The sequence below is a fragment of the Lelliottia wanjuensis genome (assembly GCF_030238365.1).
GTDB classification, from domain to species: domain Bacteria; phylum Pseudomonadota; class Gammaproteobacteria; order Enterobacterales; family Enterobacteriaceae; genus Enterobacter; species Enterobacter wanjuensis.
Genome location: NZ_JASSOT010000004.1, coordinates 9,593 through 26,339, shown reverse-complemented (window position 1 = coordinate 26,339; position 16,747 = coordinate 9,593). Strand labels below are relative to the sequence as shown.

26 protein-coding genes are annotated in these 16,747 nt (G+C 51.2%); 6 read left to right on the top strand and 20 right to left on the bottom strand.

Features of this window, described 5'->3' with window-relative positions; all coding sequences use genetic code 11:
- Positions 1–353: 353 nt before the first annotated feature.
- Complete coding sequence (locus tag QQF33_RS02755; protein WP_282491552.1) at positions 354–908, top strand: gamma carbonic anhydrase family protein; 555 nt, start codon at positions 354–356, stop codon at positions 906–908.
- Here the strand turns inward: QQF33_RS02755 and QQF33_RS02750 are convergent.
- The 6 genes from QQF33_RS02750 to dprA are packed head-to-tail and all read right to left on the bottom strand — an operon-like array spanning position 884 to position 4,668.
- Positions 884–1,132 (bottom strand): DUF1488 family protein, encoded by a 249-nt coding sequence (locus tag QQF33_RS02750; RefSeq protein ID WP_285148649.1) that lies wholly within the window; start codon positions 1,130–1,132, stop codon positions 884–886. The genes QQF33_RS02755 and QQF33_RS02750 overlap by 25 nt on opposite strands.
- Positions 1,129–1,947, bottom strand: coding sequence for a shikimate dehydrogenase (gene aroE / locus QQF33_RS02745; RefSeq protein ID WP_285148651.1), 819 nt, complete (start codon positions 1,945–1,947; stop codon positions 1,129–1,131). Before aroE ends, QQF33_RS02750 begins: the two co-directional genes overlap by 4 nt.
- A 4-nt stretch (positions 1,948–1,951) precedes the next feature.
- Positions 1,952–2,497: an L-threonylcarbamoyladenylate synthase type 1 TsaC gene (gene tsaC / locus QQF33_RS02740; RefSeq protein ID WP_285148695.1), complete on the bottom strand. Its 546-nt coding sequence runs from the start codon at positions 2,495–2,497 to the stop codon at positions 1,952–1,954.
- Positions 2,498–2,528: 31 nt separating this feature from the next.
- The gene (locus tag QQF33_RS02735) at positions 2,529–3,071 is read right to left on the bottom strand and encodes a DNA topoisomerase family protein (RefSeq protein WP_285148654.1); all 543 of its coding nucleotides are present in this window, start codon (positions 3,069–3,071) and stop codon (positions 2,529–2,531) included.
- 27 nt (positions 3,072–3,098) lie between these two features.
- A complete protein-coding gene (gene smg, locus QQF33_RS02730; protein WP_095283654.1) occupies positions 3,099–3,572 on the bottom strand; it encodes a DUF494 family protein Smg in 474 nt (157 codons plus the stop codon).
- Complete coding sequence (dprA, locus tag QQF33_RS02725; RefSeq protein WP_285148655.1) at positions 3,544–4,668, bottom strand: DNA-protecting protein DprA; 1,125 nt, start codon at positions 4,666–4,668, stop codon at positions 3,544–3,546. The genes smg and dprA overlap by 29 nt, the downstream gene beginning before the upstream one ends.
- A 128-nt stretch (positions 4,669–4,796) precedes the next feature.
- On the opposite strand from dprA, the gene def reads away from it, so the two are divergent.
- The 5 genes from def to mscL all read left to right on the top strand — a co-directional run bounded on the left by def (position 4,797) and on the right by mscL (position 9,575).
- Positions 4,797–5,306 carry a peptide deformylase gene (gene def / locus QQF33_RS02720; protein WP_282491547.1) on the top strand — a complete coding sequence of 170 codons (510 nt, stop codon included), beginning with the start codon at positions 4,797–4,799 and terminating at the stop codon, positions 5,304–5,306.
- A 23-nt stretch (positions 5,307–5,329) separates the two neighbouring features.
- Complete coding sequence (fmt, locus tag QQF33_RS02715; protein ID WP_285148656.1) at positions 5,330–6,277, top strand: methionyl-tRNA formyltransferase; 948 nt, start codon at positions 5,330–5,332, stop codon at positions 6,275–6,277.
- Between the two features lie 52 nt (positions 6,278–6,329).
- Positions 6,330–7,616: a 16S rRNA (cytosine(967)-C(5))-methyltransferase RsmB gene (rsmB, locus tag QQF33_RS02710; protein WP_285148657.1), complete on the top strand. Its 1,287-nt coding sequence runs from the start codon at positions 6,330–6,332 to the stop codon at positions 7,614–7,616.
- A gap of 22 nt (positions 7,617–7,638) precedes the next feature.
- Positions 7,639–9,015 carry a Trk system potassium transporter TrkA gene (gene trkA / locus QQF33_RS02705; RefSeq protein WP_095283659.1) on the top strand — a complete coding sequence of 459 codons (1,377 nt, stop codon included), beginning with the start codon at positions 7,639–7,641 and terminating at the stop codon, positions 9,013–9,015.
- Positions 9,016–9,161: 146 nt separating this feature from the next.
- Positions 9,162–9,575: a large-conductance mechanosensitive channel protein MscL gene (gene mscL, locus QQF33_RS02700; RefSeq protein ID WP_282491544.1), complete on the top strand. Its 414-nt coding sequence runs from the start codon at positions 9,162–9,164 to the stop codon at positions 9,573–9,575.
- Here the strand turns inward: mscL and arfA are convergent, their stop codons facing one another.
- The 14 genes from arfA to rplR all read right to left on the bottom strand — a co-directional run bounded on the left by arfA (position 9,576) and on the right by rplR (position 16,739).
- Positions 9,576–9,791 carry an alternative ribosome-rescue factor ArfA gene (gene arfA, locus QQF33_RS02695; RefSeq protein WP_282491543.1) on the bottom strand — a complete coding sequence of 72 codons (216 nt, stop codon included), beginning with the start codon at positions 9,789–9,791 and terminating at the stop codon, positions 9,576–9,578. It abuts the gene before it with no gap.
- A gap of 57 nt (positions 9,792–9,848) precedes the next feature.
- The gene (gene zntR, locus QQF33_RS02690) at positions 9,849–10,274 is read right to left on the bottom strand and encodes a Zn(2+)-responsive transcriptional regulator (protein ID WP_282491542.1); all 426 of its coding nucleotides are present in this window, start codon (positions 10,272–10,274) and stop codon (positions 9,849–9,851) included.
- 3 nt (positions 10,275–10,277) lie between these two features.
- Positions 10,278–10,646, bottom strand: a complete 369-nt coding sequence (locus QQF33_RS02685) for a DnaJ family domain-containing protein (RefSeq protein ID WP_285148658.1) — start codon at positions 10,644–10,646, stop codon at positions 10,278–10,280.
- Between the two features lie 107 nt (positions 10,647–10,753).
- Positions 10,754–11,140 (bottom strand): 50S ribosomal protein L17, encoded by a 387-nt coding sequence (gene rplQ, locus QQF33_RS02680; RefSeq protein ID WP_001216372.1) that lies wholly within the window; start codon positions 11,138–11,140, stop codon positions 10,754–10,756.
- Between the two features lie 40 nt (positions 11,141–11,180).
- The gene (locus QQF33_RS02675) at positions 11,181–12,170 is read right to left on the bottom strand and encodes a DNA-directed RNA polymerase subunit alpha (protein ID WP_002919219.1); all 990 of its coding nucleotides are present in this window, start codon (positions 12,168–12,170) and stop codon (positions 11,181–11,183) included.
- A gap of 25 nt (positions 12,171–12,195) precedes the next feature.
- On the bottom strand, positions 12,196–12,816 hold the full coding sequence (rpsD, locus tag QQF33_RS02670) for a 30S ribosomal protein S4 (RefSeq protein ID WP_100778652.1): 621 nt from the start codon (positions 12,814–12,816) through the stop codon (positions 12,196–12,198).
- Between the two features lie 34 nt (positions 12,817–12,850).
- The gene (rpsK, locus tag QQF33_RS02665) at positions 12,851–13,240 is read right to left on the bottom strand and encodes a 30S ribosomal protein S11 (RefSeq protein WP_003031137.1); all 390 of its coding nucleotides are present in this window, start codon (positions 13,238–13,240) and stop codon (positions 12,851–12,853) included.
- Positions 13,241–13,256: 16 nt separating this feature from the next.
- Positions 13,257–13,613 (bottom strand): 30S ribosomal protein S13, encoded by a 357-nt coding sequence (rpsM, locus tag QQF33_RS02660; protein ID WP_003031135.1) that lies wholly within the window; start codon positions 13,611–13,613, stop codon positions 13,257–13,259.
- A 146-nt stretch (positions 13,614–13,759) separates the two neighbouring features.
- Complete coding sequence (gene rpmJ / locus QQF33_RS02655) at positions 13,760–13,876, bottom strand: 50S ribosomal protein L36 (protein WP_000868187.1); 117 nt, start codon at positions 13,874–13,876, stop codon at positions 13,760–13,762.
- A gap of 31 nt (positions 13,877–13,907) precedes the next feature.
- Positions 13,908–15,239 carry a preprotein translocase subunit SecY gene (gene secY / locus QQF33_RS02650; RefSeq protein WP_095283665.1) on the bottom strand — a complete coding sequence of 444 codons (1,332 nt, stop codon included), beginning with the start codon at positions 15,237–15,239 and terminating at the stop codon, positions 13,908–13,910.
- Between the two features lie 7 nt (positions 15,240–15,246).
- Entirely contained in the window at positions 15,247–15,681 is a 435-nt protein-coding gene (gene rplO / locus QQF33_RS02645; protein ID WP_095283666.1) for a 50S ribosomal protein L15, read from the bottom strand.
- Between the two features lie 3 nt (positions 15,682–15,684).
- Positions 15,685–15,864 carry a 50S ribosomal protein L30 gene (gene rpmD, locus QQF33_RS02640; RefSeq protein ID WP_003863301.1) on the bottom strand — a complete coding sequence of 60 codons (180 nt, stop codon included), beginning with the start codon at positions 15,862–15,864 and terminating at the stop codon, positions 15,685–15,687.
- Positions 15,865–15,870: 6 nt separating this feature from the next.
- The gene (rpsE, locus tag QQF33_RS02635) at positions 15,871–16,371 is read right to left on the bottom strand and encodes a 30S ribosomal protein S5 (RefSeq protein ID WP_002438697.1); all 501 of its coding nucleotides are present in this window, start codon (positions 16,369–16,371) and stop codon (positions 15,871–15,873) included.
- 14 nt (positions 16,372–16,385) lie between these two features.
- Complete coding sequence (rplR, locus tag QQF33_RS02630) at positions 16,386–16,739, bottom strand: 50S ribosomal protein L18 (protein ID WP_015960708.1); 354 nt, start codon at positions 16,737–16,739, stop codon at positions 16,386–16,388.
- Between the last annotated feature and the right edge of the window lie 8 nt (positions 16,740–16,747).

Here is a 16,747-nt window from a genome sequence, read left to right as displayed (position 1 = left end):
TGTCTGATAAATTGTTAAAGAGCAGTGCAACGCGGCTTTCGCTCACCGTTGCGAGGTGGCGTATATTACGCTTTCCTCTTTCAGAGTCAACCCTGAATTTCAGGATTTTTTCTCTTCAACCGACCCGCCTGTTAGTGTGAAGTGATTCACATCTGCCGTGTCGATGGAGGCGCATTATAGGGATCCCAGTTTTTAGCACAAGCGTTTTTTAGATCTTTTTTCCTGACTGCTGCTTTTCCACTCTTATCGACGAGATCCTGCCCGATCTGCTTAAAAATTGACGCATTTAACCCCTGCTGGTGCGGCATAATAGGATCATGGTCTTCTGTATAAGCTCACCAGTCGAGGTTGATATGTCCGCAGTACTCCGTCCTTATAAAGATCTGTTCCCAAAAATCGGGGCTCGCGTCATGATCGATGCCAGCAGTGTGGTCATTGGTGATGTCAGAATGGATGATGATGTCAGTATCTGGCCGCTGGTCGCGATCCGAGGTGATGTGAATTACGTGGCAATCGGTGCGCGCACTAATATTCAGGATGGAAGCGTTCTACATGTGACCCATAAATCGAGTTACAACCCAGAAGGCAATCCCCTCATTATTGGAGAGGATGTCACCGTCGGCCATAAAGTGATGTTACACGGCTGCACGATTGGCAACCGCGTCCTTGTGGGGATGGGTTCTATTCTGCTGGACGGGGTAATAGTAGAAGACGACGTGATGATCGGCGCAGGTAGCCTGGTCCCGCAAAACAAACGTCTGGAAAGTGGCTTTCTCTATTTAGGCAGTCCGGTAAAACAGATCCGCCCTTTGAAAGAGGCGGAGATCGAAGGACTGAAGTACTCCGCAAATAATTACGTCAAATGGAAAGACGACTATCTGGCTCAGGAAAAGCACACCCAGCCTTGATCGTCTTCCTGTTCATTACGGATCATATCGCTGGCTTCTTCTTCCAGATCCCAGCGATGATCCCTGAACACGTCCAGAGGGTTCGTCCCGCCAAACCGTTTAAGTAATAACTCGCCCGTAATAGCACAGGTCAATTGCGCGCCGTTAACTAATACCGGAAAACAGACCGCCTGTTTGCCCTCATCCCACACTTCCCTGTCGGGAAACTGAATCGCCTGATTCATGCCAGCAATTCCTGTTTCAGCTTTTCAATCACCAGTTCGACTTCAGGTAATACGCCATGCCAGAGCAAGACCGCATGTGCTGCCTGCCCCACCAGCATTCCTAGACCGTCAGCCAGATGTTTTGCGCCACGATCTTCACACCAGTTCAGAAAAGGGGTTTTCCCCTTTTGATAGAACATGTCGTAGGCATAAATGTGCGGACTCACTATAGAAGAAGGGATCGCGGGCACTTCACCACCGATACCGCTGGAGGTGGCATTAATAATAAGATCGAACTCATGTCCGTCCAGATCATCCATTGCTACAGCACTCACACTGCCCGTATGGGCAAATAGCCTGGACAGATCTTGTGCGCGGGAAAACGTGCGATTCGTGATCGTGACGGCACAATCCAGAGAGAGGAGCGGCAACAACACACCGCGAGAGGCCCCACCCGCGCCAATCAACAAAATACGAAATCCCTTCTTAATAAAAGAGAGCCTTTCGAGATCGCTTAACAAACCAATACCATCGGTGTTGTCACCCAGCAGGCGCCCGTCTTCCAGACGTTTGAGCGTGTTCACCGCCCCCGCCAGAGATGCTCGCTCAGTGAGTTCATCCGCTCGGGCAAAGGCTTCTTCTTTAAAGGGGACGGTGACATTTGCCCCTCTCCCGCCACCGTTAAAAAAAGCATCCAGCGTCGGAAGAAAGTCATCGACTGGCGCCAGAACGCGGCCATAAGGGTGATCAATTTGCAGCTGCTGCGCAAATTGCTGATGTATGAACGGCGACTTGCTGTGAGCAATTGGATTACCAAATACGGCGAACTTATCCATCATATTACCCCTGGCGAAAGCGCTCGCCGGTCAATGCATCACGGATTTCAGACGGATTCAGACGGCCACCGGTTTCACCGATCACCACCGGGAAATCATCACCAAACTGGGCCAGCACCTCTTGCGATGTACGGCAAGGTGGCAGTCCAGTCAGATTAGCACTGGTCGAAACCAGCGGTTTACCGAAAGTCTGGCAGAGTTCAACCACCAGCGGATGATCGGTAACACGCACAGCAAGAGAATCAAAGCGCCCCGTCAGCCAACTCGGTGTCGTAGGCTGCGCCGGGAAAACAAAGGTGACCGGACCTGGCCATGCCGCGGAAATGGTCTCGCGCTGCGCCTGATTCAGCATCGAATCATCAATATAGGGCTTGAGCTGCTCGAAGCTGGCAGCAATTAAAATCAGTCCTTTCTCGACCGGTCTTTGCTTTAATTCTAATAAACGAGTAACGGCCGTTTCGCTGTCAGGATCGCATCCAACCCCAAACACAGCTTCCGTTGGATAGGCGATGACTTCTTCGTTTCTCAGGACTTCCAGCGCACGGGCCATGGAGTCCGATGTTAATTTATTCTTCACAGGTTTAATCCGCCGAGACCGGCTTTCCACATTGTTTACTGGCACAGAAGAGTTTAACGCCCTGTGCCGTTTTCTTCTCGATGAGCAGGGGATAATCGCAGTGAGGGCAAATCCCCGCCACCGGCTTGAGATTGATAACGAACTGGCATTCAGGATAGCGATCGCAGGAATGGAAGGTTTTACCGAAGCGGGAACGACGCTGCACCAGCTGTCCTTCTTGACACTGAGGGCAAGCAATCGCGGTTTCGTCGGGTTTATCAATCTGCTCTGTATGGCTGCATTCAGGGTAGTGGCTACAGCCGATGAACATGCCAAAGCGCCCCTGTCGTAGAGCCAAAGCAGCGCCACAGACCGGGCACATTTGTCCCTCCAGAATTTTAACGATATGTCCGTCCGCCTGACTCTTCAGGGGACGGACATAATCACATTCTGGATAGTGTGAACAACCGAGAAACGGACCGTGTTTCCCGGACCGGATGACAAGATTAGCCCCACACTGTGGGCAGGGCTCGCTATTAGACACCGTAAACAGTGCTGATTTGGCCATAACAACTCTTGGAGCTACATTGATGGATTAATGCAGCATACCTTCATTCACTTCAAAGAGTAATTCTTCCATTTGCTGATAGGCATTTTCGCAGCCTGGAATATTAAACAGAACCATCAGGATCACCCACTTGAGGTCTTCCAGTTCAAATTCTGCTGTATCCAGCGCCATGACGCGCTCTATCACCATTTCTCGGGTATCGAGGTTTAGCACCTGAATCTGCTCCAGGAATAAGATAAATCCCCGGCAACTGGCATCCAGCCTTTCACACTCTTCAGCCGTAAAAATACGCACAGACAGAGGATCGGAAGCGAGCTGCATGGGTTCGACAAGGCCTTCCTGATAATCAGCCAGCTTTTCTAACCACATTAACGCGTTATAGATATCTTCCCGTTCAAATCCTGCATCGGTAAGATCTCGCGTCAGTCGGTCCTGATCCACGCGCATTTCAGCTTCGTTATGGATGTAAGTCTCAAACAAATACATCAGTACGTCGAACATGGCTTGCCCTCCTCAATCGGACATAGCCGCCGGGTACAGCTGCGATCCATCCTGCTAACTCCAGTTCGAGTAGCTGTGCTACCGTCACAGGCACAGATTGGCCGGCACGTTCAGCGACAACGTCAACAGGTGTTACCTCATCTCCTACGTTAGCCAGGAGCTCAGGAAATGGCAATGCCACCTCCTCCTGATCTGATGAATAAAGTGATTTTTCAGGCTCATCTGCTAACCAATGCAGCCCATATCGCAAATTTTCCAGGATCTCCTCCGGGCTGGTCACTGGCGTCGCTCCTTGCTTAATGAGCCAGTGCGGCCCTTCACAACCCGGGTTGCCAATGGGGCCGGGCAAAGCGAAGACTTCTCGACCTTGTTCCATCGCGCATCGGGCCGTAACGAGCGATCCGCTACGTAATGCCGCTTCGACAACCAGTACGCCCAGGCTCAGTCCGCTAATAATGCGATTGCGTCGCGGGAAATTAGCGGGAAAGGGTGAAGTAGCGAGTGAAAACTCAGAAACGACAGCTCCCCCGGCGTCAATAATGCTGGCAGCCAGAGCGGCATGGCGGCGGGGATAAATGCTAAACAGGCCATTGCCAAGAACGGCAATGCTTTTCCCCACAGCCGAGAGCGCTGCGCGATGAGCCACGCCATCAATTCCGCACGCCAGTCCGCTGGTGATGGTGAATCCCGATTTGGCGAGATGCTCACAAAAAATCCTGCCCCACCGCTCTCCGTACCATGAGGGAGCCCGGCTTCCGACCACCGCCAGTTGAACGCTGTCGAGAACCTCGATATTGCCCTTAACGAATAGCGCGCCAGGATAATCAGGCAGAGTTCGTAATTGTGGAGGGTAGCGTGGATTATCCGCAGATATGAGGTAGTGCCCTGGCAGCTCAAGCCATTCCAGAGAACGTTCGAGTTCCGCCGCCTTAAAGTTCATGAATTTGGCAGCCCGTTTGGGTGTCAGGCCAGCCTCTGCCAGAGCAGCAGCATCAATTTCTGCGCTTTGCAATAAACGCTGTGCAGCCATCACCATGGCATCGCCACACAAATCCCCGATGTTAATCAGCCGTAACCATATCTCTGTGGAAGTCATCCTTTTCCCCTGCCATAAGCAGCCTCAGCAATCTTTGCGATTGGTCAGCGATGCTGTCAATCAGAGGGGGATTTGTCTAGAATAGAGGTAATGATCTTTTCAACTCCTGAACACGGCTCTGGAAATTTATGGCAGTTTTGCAAGTGTTACATATCCCGGACGAGCGCCTTCGCATTGTTGCTGAACCGGTAAAAGAAGTGAATGCAGAAATTCAACGTATCGTTGATGATATGTTCGATACGATGTACGCCGAAGAAGGCATTGGCCTTGCGGCGACGCAGGTGAATATCCATAAACGCATTATCGTGATCGATGTTTCTGAGAATCGCGAAGAGCGCCTGGTACTGATTAACCCGGAACTGCTCGAGAAGAGCGGCGAGACCGGCATCGAAGAAGGCTGTCTGTCCATTCCTGAACAGCGCGCCTTAGTGCCGCGTGCAGAAAAAGTGAAAATCCGCGCGCTCGATCGCGAGGGTAAACCGTTTGAACTGGAAGCAGACGATCTGCTGGCGATCTGCATTCAGCACGAGATGGATCATCTGGTCGGTAAATTGTTTATCGATTATCTCTCTCCGCTGAAACAGCAGCGTATTCGTCAGAAAGTAGAGAAACTGGATCGTATGCGCACCCGCGCATAACATCCCCGGATACAAGGAATAACGTGTCTAAAAATCTACGTATTATCTTCGCGGGAACTCCTGACTTCGCAGCGCGTCATCTTGACGCGCTGTTATCATCTGGCCACCAGGTTGTTGGGGTGTTCACTCAGCCCGACCGCCCAGCTGGCCGCGGCAAGAAACTCATGCCGAGCCCGGTCAAAGTCCTGGCGGAAGAGCACGGTTTGCCCGTTTTCCAGCCCGTTTCTTTACGCCCGCAGGAAAATCAGCAGCTGGTCGCAGACCTGAATGCCGATGTGATGGTGGTCGTGGCATATGGTTTGATTCTGCCAAAAGCGGTTCTTGATATGCCTCGCCTCGGCTGCATCAACGTGCATGGTTCTCTTCTTCCACGCTGGCGCGGCGCGGCGCCTATTCAGCGTTCGCTCTGGGCGGGTGACAGCGAAACCGGCGTCACCATCATGCAGATGGACGTCGGGCTGGATACGGGAGATATGCTGTATAAGCTGGCATGCCCGATCGCTGCGGAAGATACCAGCGCCACGCTCTACGACAAACTGGCAGACCTGGGTCCGCAGGGGCTCATTGAGACTTTGCAGCAGCTTGCCGATGGCAAAACTCAGCCTGAAGTTCAGGATGAAAGCCTCGTGACTTATGCTGAAAAGCTCAGTAAAGAAGAGGCGCAAATCGACTGGTCACTTTCCGCTGCCCAGCTAGAGCGCTGCATTCGCGCCTTTAATCCCTGGCCGATGAGCTGGATGACTATTGACGATCAGCCGGTGAAAATCTGGAAAGCGTCGGTGATTGATGGCAAATCTCATGCAGAGCCAGGCACCATCATTGACGCGAATAAACAGGGAATTCAGGTGGCTACGACTGATGGCATCCTGAATCTGGAGTCGCTGCAGCCTGCCGGTAAGAAGGCAATGAGCGCGCAGGACCTGCTGAATTCCCGTCGCGAATGGTTTACGCCGGGCAAGCATCTCGGCTGAGTGCATTTAATCCTAAGGCCCGGAGTTTCCGGGCATTTTTATTTTAGCGGTTATGAAAAAACAAAATCTTCGCAGCATGGCTGCACAGGCCATTGAGAAAGTGGTCGAACAGGGTCAATCCCTGAGCAATATCCTTCCGCCGCTTCAGCAGAAAGTTTCTGATAAAGACAAAGCCCTGCTTCAGGAGTTGTGCTTTGGCGTGCTGCGTACGCTCTCGCAGCAAGAGTGGCTGATCAACAAGCTGATGTCCCGCCCAATGACGGGCAAGCAGCGCACCATCCATTATTTGATCATGGTCGGCTTCTATCAGCTGCTCCATACGCGCATTCCGCCTCATGCCGCGCTGGCTGAAACCGTTGAAGGTGCGGTCGCAATCAAACGTCCGCAGTTGAAAGGCTTGATCAATGGCGTATTGCGCCAGTTCCAGCGTCAGCAGGAAGAACTGGTTGCCGAGTTCAGCCAGTCCGAGCAGCGTTTTCTCCATCCTGAATGGCTGCTTAAGCGCCTGAAAAAAGCCTATCCGCAGCAGTGGGAATCCATTGTTGAAGCCAATAATCAGCGTCCACCAATGTGGCTGCGTGTTAACCGTATCCACCATACTCGCGATGAATGGCTGGCACTGCTGGAACAGGCAGACATGAGTGGTTTTACGCATGATGCCTATCCCGACGCGGTACGTCTGGCTTCCCCTGCCCCGGTGCAGGCGTTACCTGGCTTTGACCAGGGCTGGGTGACCGTTCAGGACGCTTCAGCGCAGGGATGTATCACTTATCTGGCGCCACAAAATGGCGAGCGCATCCTGGATCTTTGTGCCGCTCCTGGCGGTAAAACCACGCATATCCTTGAAGCTGCGCCGCAGGCCAGCGTTCTGGCTGTCGATGTGGACGAGCAACGACTCTCCCGCGTTTATGACAACCTGAAACGCTTAGGTCTTAAAGCTCAGGTTAAACAGGGTGATGGGCGTACGCCTTCAGAGTGGTGCGGCGACGAGAAATTTGATCGCATCCTGTTGGATGCCCCTTGCTCCGCAACGGGTGTGATTCGTCGTCATCCGGATATCAAATGGCTACGTCGGGATCGTGATATCAGCGAGCTGGCCCAACTGCAGAGTGAGATTCTTGATGCCGTCTGGCCGCATCTGAAATCTGGCGGAACCCTGGTCTACGCAACGTGCTCTGTTCTTCCGGAAGAGAATTCCCAGCAGATTGCGGCATTCCTGAAACGAACTTCTGACGCCGCGTTACACACGACAGGCACAGCCGATAATCCTGGCATCCAAAACCTGCCGGGAGCGGAAGAAGGTGATGGCTTCTTTTACGCTAAGCTAATCAAAGCGTGATGTTGAAAACGGGTCGCAAGCTATGAAGATAATCATTCTGGGTGCAGGACAGGTCGGCGGAACGCTGGCCGAAAACCTGGTGGGCGAAAACAACGACATCACGATCGTTGATACCAATGGCGATCGTCTGCGCGGTTTGCAGGATAAGTTCGATCTGCGTGTGGTTCAGGGTCACGGCTCGCATCCGCGCGTCCTTCGCGAGGCGGGAGCCGACGATGCTGATATGCTGGTTGCCGTAACCAGTTCTGATGAAACAAATATGGTGGCCTGCCAGGTCGCCTATTCGTTATTCAACACCCCAAACCGCATTGCGCGTATTCGCTCGCCGGATTACGTGCGTGATGCAGAAAAGCTCTTCAATTCCGAAGCGGTGCCCATTGATCATCTCATCGCCCCGGAACAGCTGGTGATCGACAGTATTTACCGTCTGATTGAGTACCCAGGCGCACTGCAGGTGGTGAATTTTGCCGAAGGTAAAGTCAGCCTCGCCGTGGTGAAAGCCTATTATGGCGGCCCGTTGATTGGTAATGCGTTATCCACTATGCGCGAGCACATGCCACATATCGATACCCGCGTGGCAGCGATATTCCGCCATGACCGTCCTATTCGTCCGCAGGGCTCGACCATTGTTGAGGCAGGCGATGAGGTGTTCTTTATTGCCGCGTCACAGCATATTCGCGCGGTCATGAGCGAACTTCAGCGCCTGGAAAAACCCTATAAGCGCATTATGCTGGTTGGCGGCGGGAATATCGGCGCTGGCCTGGCGCATCGTCTGGAAAAAGATTACAGCGTGAAGTTGATCGAACGCGATCAGCAGCGCGCCGCAGAGCTGGCTGAAAAATTACAGAATACGATCGTATTCTACGGCGATGCCTCGGATCAGGAATTGCTGGCTGAAGAACATATCGATCAAGTTGATCTGTTTATTGCCGTCACCAACGACGATGAAGCGAATATCATGTCGGCCATGCTGGCAAAACGCATGGGCGCTAAAAAAGTCATGGTACTTATTCAGCGCAAGGCCTACGTCGATCTTGTGCAAGGTAGCGTGATTGATATTGCGATTTCGCCGCAGCAGGCCACTATTTCAGCGCTGCTTAGCCATGTCCGTAAAGCCGACATTGTGGGTGTATCCTCTCTGCGCCGTGGTGTTGCTGAGGCAATTGAAGCCGTAGCGCATGGGGATGAAACGACCTCACGCGTGGTGGGCCGCTCCATTGATGAAATAAAACTTCCACCGGGTACGATTATCGGCGCCGTGGTACGCGGGAATGATGTCATGATCGCCAATGATAATTTGCGCATCGAACAGGGTGACCACGTCATTATGTTCCTGACAGATAAAAAGTTTATTACCGACGTCGAACGTTTGTTCCAGCCAAGCCCTTTCTTCCTGTAATGGCTAAAGGTGCTCAATTGGGCACCTTTTTCTATTAACCCTCTATTTTATAATGCTTAGGTTTTCATAACGATTATTTATCCTCAATGGAAATTAGCTAATGATTTGTTAAACTTAGGATCGTTAGCTGGCTCAAGGAGAATAAAATGAGTGTTATTAAAGAATTTCGCGAATTTGCAATGCGCGGGAATGTAGTGGATTTGGCAGTGGGTGTCATTATCGGTGCGGCATTCGGTAAGATTGTTTCGTCTTTGGTTGCCGATATCATTATGCCACCGCTAGGACTGTTAATTGGGGGAGTCGATTTCAAACAATTTGCCGTCACTCTCAGGGATGCTCAGGGCGATATCCCTGCTGTTGTGATGCACTATGGCGTATTTATTCAGAACATTTTTGACTTTTTGATCGTGGCCTTCGCTATCTTTATGGCGATTAAACTCATCAACAAACTCAACCGTAAAAAAGAAGAGCCTGCGGCTGCGCCACCGGCACCGACCAAAGAAGAAGTACTGCTGACTGAAATTCGCGACCTGTTAAAAGAGCAGAACAGTCGCCCTTAATCAGGCCCATAAAGCCAGAAGGCCAGTGGTAAAAAAGTGAATCACTTTCTTGCCACTGGCCTCCCAGTTACCCCGCTTGCCGTGTTTCCCTTTGCGAAGATAACTTCCTTTCCCTTTTTTATTCTTTTCGACGCGCTGCCGAAACAGTGGATCGTGTAACAACGCCTCAATCGCATTGTCATTAATTTGCCCCTTCGTATGCTGATAGCGGCTCATAAGTCCTCCAGATTGTAAGTAAATTCGGCGCGAGTGTAGATCCACGCGTACTAAAAATCAACAGCCGCGCTGTATTCCGCTGGCCCCCTGCTCGAGAGTCTCTAGAATTGAACAGTAGATACTACTGTGGGCGGTACCGCAACAGGCGTCATTCAGGCGTTGCAGCGAGCGCTGCATGGTTTGCAACTCTTCTATACGCGCTTCCACCTCAGTCAGCCTGGCCTGAACAATGCTTTTCGACTCCTGGCAGGTGTGATGCTCTGGATCAATACGGATCGAAAGCAATTCCCGGATCGACTCGAGCGTAAAACCAAGTTGACGTGCATAGCGAATAAACTTAAGCCGCTGAAGGTCCTTTTCCGTATAGAGACGAAAACCACCCTCTGTGCGCACTTCATGCTCCATCATCTGCTGCTTTTCATAATAGCGGATGGTGTCTGGCGTAACGTCTGCAAGCTTTGCGAGTTCCCCGATGCGATACATGAGCTAATCCTCTTTGGGTGTCTTGAATAAACGATCCGAGTAATCACCATGCAGAAAGTCTGTATTGACCCCGGCTTGCTGCAATTTTAGCTCGACCAGCGTCAGCCGACGACGTATTTCCTGTGCTTCGGGATCATCAGGCTTAATGCTTTTAAGCAAATCGGCCAGAGCGAGTGCATCCTTACGACTTTCCAGCTCCGGTGGAAGGCAACCTGCATTTTTTAACAACCGGTAGCCCGCCCGTAATTCAGCAGGGACAAAAGTATCGTCATCAAGCGTCAGCGGTTGGCCGGTACCTGGAAGGTTGCTAAATTCGCCATTGCGCTGGGCATCCAGGATATGACGTTCTGCCCATTGATCAAGCAGCCACATCGTAAAACTCCGAAGATATGAAGAATGGATTCAGACAGTGTAGAGAAGGGATGATTCAGACGATATAAAAAAACCCGCCGAAGCGGGTTCTTTTACGTTACTACAGATTACTCTGCAGCAGCTTCTGCTTTCGATTCAGAACGATCAACCAGCTCGATGTAAGCCATCGGAGCGTTATCGCCTGCACGGAAGCCACACTTCAGAATACGAGTGTAACCACCTGCACGGCTCGCGAAACGCGGGCCCAGTTCGTTAAACAGTTTTGCCACGATCTCGTTATCACGAGTACGGGCGAATGCCAGACGACGATTAGCAACGCTGTCAGTCTTGGCAAGAGTAATCAGCGGCTCAACTACGCGACGCAGCTCTTTCGCTTTAGGCAGGGTCGTCTTGATGATCTCATGACGAACCAGTGAACCTGCCATGTTGCGGAACATAGCCTGGCGATGGCTGCTGTTACGGTTCAGTTGACGACCACTCTTACGATGGCGCATGACCTTATCCTTCTCAGTAAAACCTTAACCTGTGATCCGGTTACTCGTCAGCAATGCTTGCCGGTGGCCAGTTTTCCAGGCGCATGCCCAGAGACAGACCACGTGAAGCCAGCACGTCTTTAATCTCAGTAAGAGATTTTTTACCCAGGTTAGGCGTTTTCAGCAACTCAACCTCGGTACGCTGTACCAGATCACCGATATAGTGGATAGCTTCTGCCTTGAGGCAGTTAGCAGAGCGGACAGTCAATTCCAGATCGTCAACAGGGCGCAGCAGGATCGGATCGAATTCTGGTTTCTCTTCTTTAACTTCCGGCTGACGAACATCACGTAAGTCAACGAAAGCTTCAAGTTGTTCTGCCAGGATGGTCGCCGCACGACGAATCGCCTCTTCAGGATCGATTGTGCCGTTGGTTTCCATTTCGATGACCAGCTTGTCCAGGTCGGTACGCTGTTCTACACGCGCTGCTTCAACATTGTAGGCAATACGCTCTACAGGGCTGTAGCATGCGTCGACCAGCAGACGGCCGATTGGGCGCTCATCTTCTTCCGAATGAATTCGGGCAGAAGCCGGCACATAACCACGACCGCGCTGAACTTTGATACGCATGCTGATAGCTGCGTTCTCATCGGTCAGGTGGCAGATCACGTGCTGCGGCTTGACGATTTCGACATCACCATCATGGGTAATGTCGGCTGCAGTCACAGGGCCAATGCCAGATTTATTCAGAGTAAGAATAACTTCATCTTTACCCTGAACTCTCACCGCCAGCCCTTTCAGGTTGAGCAGGATTTCAAGGATATCTTCCTGAACGCCTTCTTTGGTGCTGTACTCATGAAGTACACCATCAATCTCAACTTCGGTCACCGCGCAACCCGGCATCGATGAGAGCAGAATACGGCGCAGTGCGTTACCCAGAGTATGGCCAAAGCCACGCTCTAAAGGCTCAAGGGTCACCTTGGCGTGCGTCGAACTCACTTGCTCGATATCTACCAGGCGCGGTTTTAGAAACTCTGTCACAGAACCCTGCATTGTGTCCTCTCTTTGGTACTAAGCTTTACTTGGAGTAAAGCTCGACGATCAGGTGTTCGTTAATGTCCGCAGACAGATCAGAACGTTCTGGCTGACGCTTGAACGTGCCTTCCATCTTGCCAGCATCAACTTCCAGCCAGGTTGGCTTTTCACGCTGCTCAGCCAGCTCCAGAGCGGCTTTCACGCGAGATTGCGTTTTCGCTTTCTCACGAATGCTAACAACGTCGTTCGCTTTAACCTGATAAGAAGCGATGTTAACAACACGACCGTTTACCATGATTGCTTTATGGCTAACCAGTTGGCGTGATTCAGCACGAGTAGCGCCGAAGCCCATACGGTAAACAACGTTGTCCAGACGGCCTTCCAGCAGAGCTAACAGGTTTTCACCGGTGTTGCCTTTCAGACGTGCTGCTTCTTTATAGTAGTTACGGAACTGACGCTCCAGCACACCGTAGGTACGGCGAACTTTTTGCTTTTCACGCAACTGCACACCATAGTCAGACAGACGCGGTTTACGCGCACCGTGCTGGCCAGGAGCTTGTTCAATTTTACACTTGGTATCGATCGCGCGAACGCCAGACTTAAGGAATAAGTCGGTGCCCTCACGACGGCTCAGCTTGAGCTTAGGACCCAAATATCTTGCCATTTTCTATCTCCAACAATCCTAGAAAACGTAAGCGTTATACGCGACGTTTTTTCGGCGGACGACAACCGTTATGAGGGATCGGAGTCACATCAGTAATATTAGTGATGCGGAAACCAGCGGCGTTCAGAGCACGAACAGTTGATTCGCGACCCGGACCCGGACCTTTAACCATAACTTCCAGATTCTTGATGCCGTATTCTTTTACGGCTTCTGCACAACGCTCTGCTGCAACCTGGGCTGCGAACGGAGTCGATTTGCGAGAACCACGGAAACCGGAACCACCGGCTGTTGCCCAACCCAATGCGTTACCCTGACGATCAGTAATAGTAACGATGGTGTTGTTAAAAGAAGCATGGATATGAGCCACGCCGTCAGAGACTTGTTTTCTTACACGTTTACGTGCACGAATTGGTGCCTTTGCCATTATTCAATCACCCCGATTATTTCTTGATCGGTTTGCGCGGACCCTTACGGGTACGTGCGTTGGTCTTGGTACGCTGACCGCGAACCGGGAGACCACGACGATGACGCAAACCGCGATAGCAACCAAGGTCCATAAGGCGCTTGATGCTCATGCTAACTTCACGGCGCAGATCACCTTCAACGACAAATTTGGCAACTTCGTCACGCAGCGTGTCGATTTGTTCTTCAGACAGCTCACTGATCTTAACATCTTCAGCGATACCCGCTGCAGCCAGAATGGCTTTGGAACGGGTCTTGCCGACGCCATAGATCGAAGTTAATGCGATCACAGCATGTTTCTGATCAGGAATGTTAATGCCTGCTATACGGGCCACTATGCACTCCTACTATTTAATATGTACGCACCATGCTGAAAAGCCCGTTTTCAGGATACTCAAATGGAAACGTACAGACATACAAAAGATTGGCTGGCTAATCTAGCCAGCTCAACCCAACTTTGCAAGAAAAAAATGCGAAATAATCAGCCTTGACGCTGTTTATGTTTCGGCTCGGCACTGCAAATCACGCGGATGACGCCATCACGCTTAACGATTTTGCAGTTACGGCATAATTTCTTGACGGAAGCACGAACTTTCATTTTTACTCTCCGTAACTTCTCGGGCGACCAATTAACGGCCGTAGCCTTTCAGGTTCGCCTTCTTCAAGGCAGACTCATACTGACTGGACATCATCAGAGTTTGCACTTGAGCCATAAAGTCCATAATCACGACGACAACGATAAGCAGTGAGGTCCCACCGAAGTAGAACGGTACTTTCATTGCATCACGCATGAACTCCGGGATCAGGCAGATAAAAGTAATGTACAACGCACCAATCAAAGTCAGACGAGTCATTACTTTATCGATATACTTCGCCGTTTGCTCTCCCGGACGAATTCCTGGTACAAATGCACCGGACTTCTTCAGGTTATCTGCTGTTTCACGCGGGTTGAAAACCAACGCCGTGTAGAAGAAACAGAAGAATATGATTGCAGACGCATAGAGTAACACATAAAGCGGTTGCCCAGGCTGCAAATACAGCGAAATTGTTGTCAGCCAGTTCCAACCGGTTCCGCCCCCGAACCATGACGCGATGGTTGCTGGGAACAGAATGATACTGGAAGCGAAGATTGCTGGGATAACCCCGGCCATATTCACTTTCAGCGGTAAATGTGTGCTCTGTGCAGCATAGACACGACGACCTTGCTGACGTTTCGCGTAGTTCACCACAATGCGGCGTTGACCACGTTCAACAAAGACAACAAAGAAGGTCACGGCAAATACTAATACTGCAACCAATAGCAACAGGAGGAAGTGCAGGTCGCCTTGACGCGCTTGCTCGATCGTATGGGCAATGGCTGGCGGGAGTCCCGCAACGATACCGGCGAAGATAATGATTGAGATACCGTTGCCGATACCTCGCTCAGTAATCTGTTCGCCGAGCCACATCAGGAACATAGTCCCTGTGACCAGACTTACAACAGCGGTGAAATAGAATGCAAAGCCCGGGTTAATAACCAGGCCCTGCATACCAGGCATATTCGGTAAACCGGTAGCAATACCGATTGACTGGAATATTGCCAGCACCAGAGTGCCGTAACGGGTGTACTGGCTGATCTTACGACGACCAGACTCCCCTTCTTTCTTCAACTCTGCCAGGGCCGGATGAACGACCGTCAGCAGCTGGATAATAATCGATGCCGAAATGTACGGCATGATACCCAGTGCAAAGATAGAAGCACGGCTGAGAGCACCACCAGAGAACATGTTAAACATCTCAATGATGGTGCCTCGCTGTTGCTCAAGCAGTTTGGCAAGTACAGCGGCATCGATACCAGGGATCGGAATAAAAGAGCCAATACGGAAAACGATCAGCGCACCAACAACAAACAAAAGTCTGCGTTTCAGTTCGCCAAATCCACCCTTGGCACTTTGAAAATCTAATCCCGGTTGCTTAGCCATCTGCTACTTATTCCTCAATTTTACCGCCAGCAGCTTCGATAGCAGCACGAGCGCCTTTAGAAACACGCAGGCCACGAACAGTTACCGGAGTAGAAACTTCACCAGCCAGGATCACTTTCGCGAACTCGATCTGGATACCGATAATGTTTGCTGCTTTCAGCGTGTTCAGGTCTACAACGCCGCCTTCAACTTTCGCCAGGTCAGACAGACGGATTTCCGCTGTAATCGCTGATTTGCGAGAGGTGAAACCGAATTTCGGCAGACGACGGTACAGTGGCATCTGGCCACCCTCGAAACCGCGGCGTACGCCACCGCCAGAACGAGAGTTCTGACCTTTGTGACCACGACCACCGGTTTTACCGAGGCCAGAACCGATACCACGACCAAGGCGTTTACCCGCCTTTTTAGAGCCTTCGGCTGGAGACAGAGTATTTAAACGCATCTCTTACTCCTCAACTTTAACCATGAAGTAAACCGCGTTGACCATACCACGTACAGCGGGAGTATCCTCACGCTCAACGGTATGACCAATACGACGCAGACCCAGGCCAAGCAGCGTTGCCTTGTGTTTCGGCAGACGACCGATTGCACTGCGGGTTTGAGTGATTTTAATAGTCTTTGCCATGGTCAATTACCCCAGAATTTCTTCAACGGATTTACCACGCTTGGCAGCGACCATTTCTGGAGAATTCATATTTTCCAGGCCATCAATAGTTGCACGAACCACGTTAATCGGGTTGGTGGAACCATATGCTTTAGCCAGAACGTTATGAACTCCAGCAACTTCGAGAACGGCGCGCATTGCACCACCGGCAATGATACCGGTACCTTCTGAAGCTGGCTGCATGAAGACACGAGAACCCGTGTGAACACCTTTAACAGGGTGTTGCAGGGTGCCGTGGTTCAGCGCGACGTTAATCATATTGCGACGGGCTTTTTCCATCGCTTTCTGGATCGCTGCTGGAACTTCACGCGCTTTACCGTAACCAAAACCAACGCGACCGTTACCATCGCCAACAACAGTCAGAGCTGTGAAGGAGAAAATACGACCACCTTTAACGGTTTTAGATACGCGGTTAACCGCGATCAGCTTTTCCTGCAGTTCGCCAGCTTGTTTTTCGATGTGAGCCATCTTACACCTCTACCTTAGAACTGAAGGCCAGCTTCACGGGCAGCATCTGCCAGTGCCTGGACACGACCATGATATTGGAACCCGGAACGGTCAAAGGACACAACTTTGATGCCTTTTTCCAGAGCGCGTTCAGCAACAGCTTTACCTACAGCTGCAGCAGCGTCTTTGTTACCGGTGTACTTCAATTGTTCTGTAATAGCTTTTTCTACAGTAGAAGCAGCTACCAGAACTTCAGAACCGTTTGGTGCAATGACCTGTGCGTAAATATGACGCGGGGTACGATGTACCACCAGGCGAGTTGCACCCAGCTCTTTGAGCTTGCGGCGTGCGCGGGTCGCACGACGGATACGAGCAGATTTCTTATCCATAGTGTTAC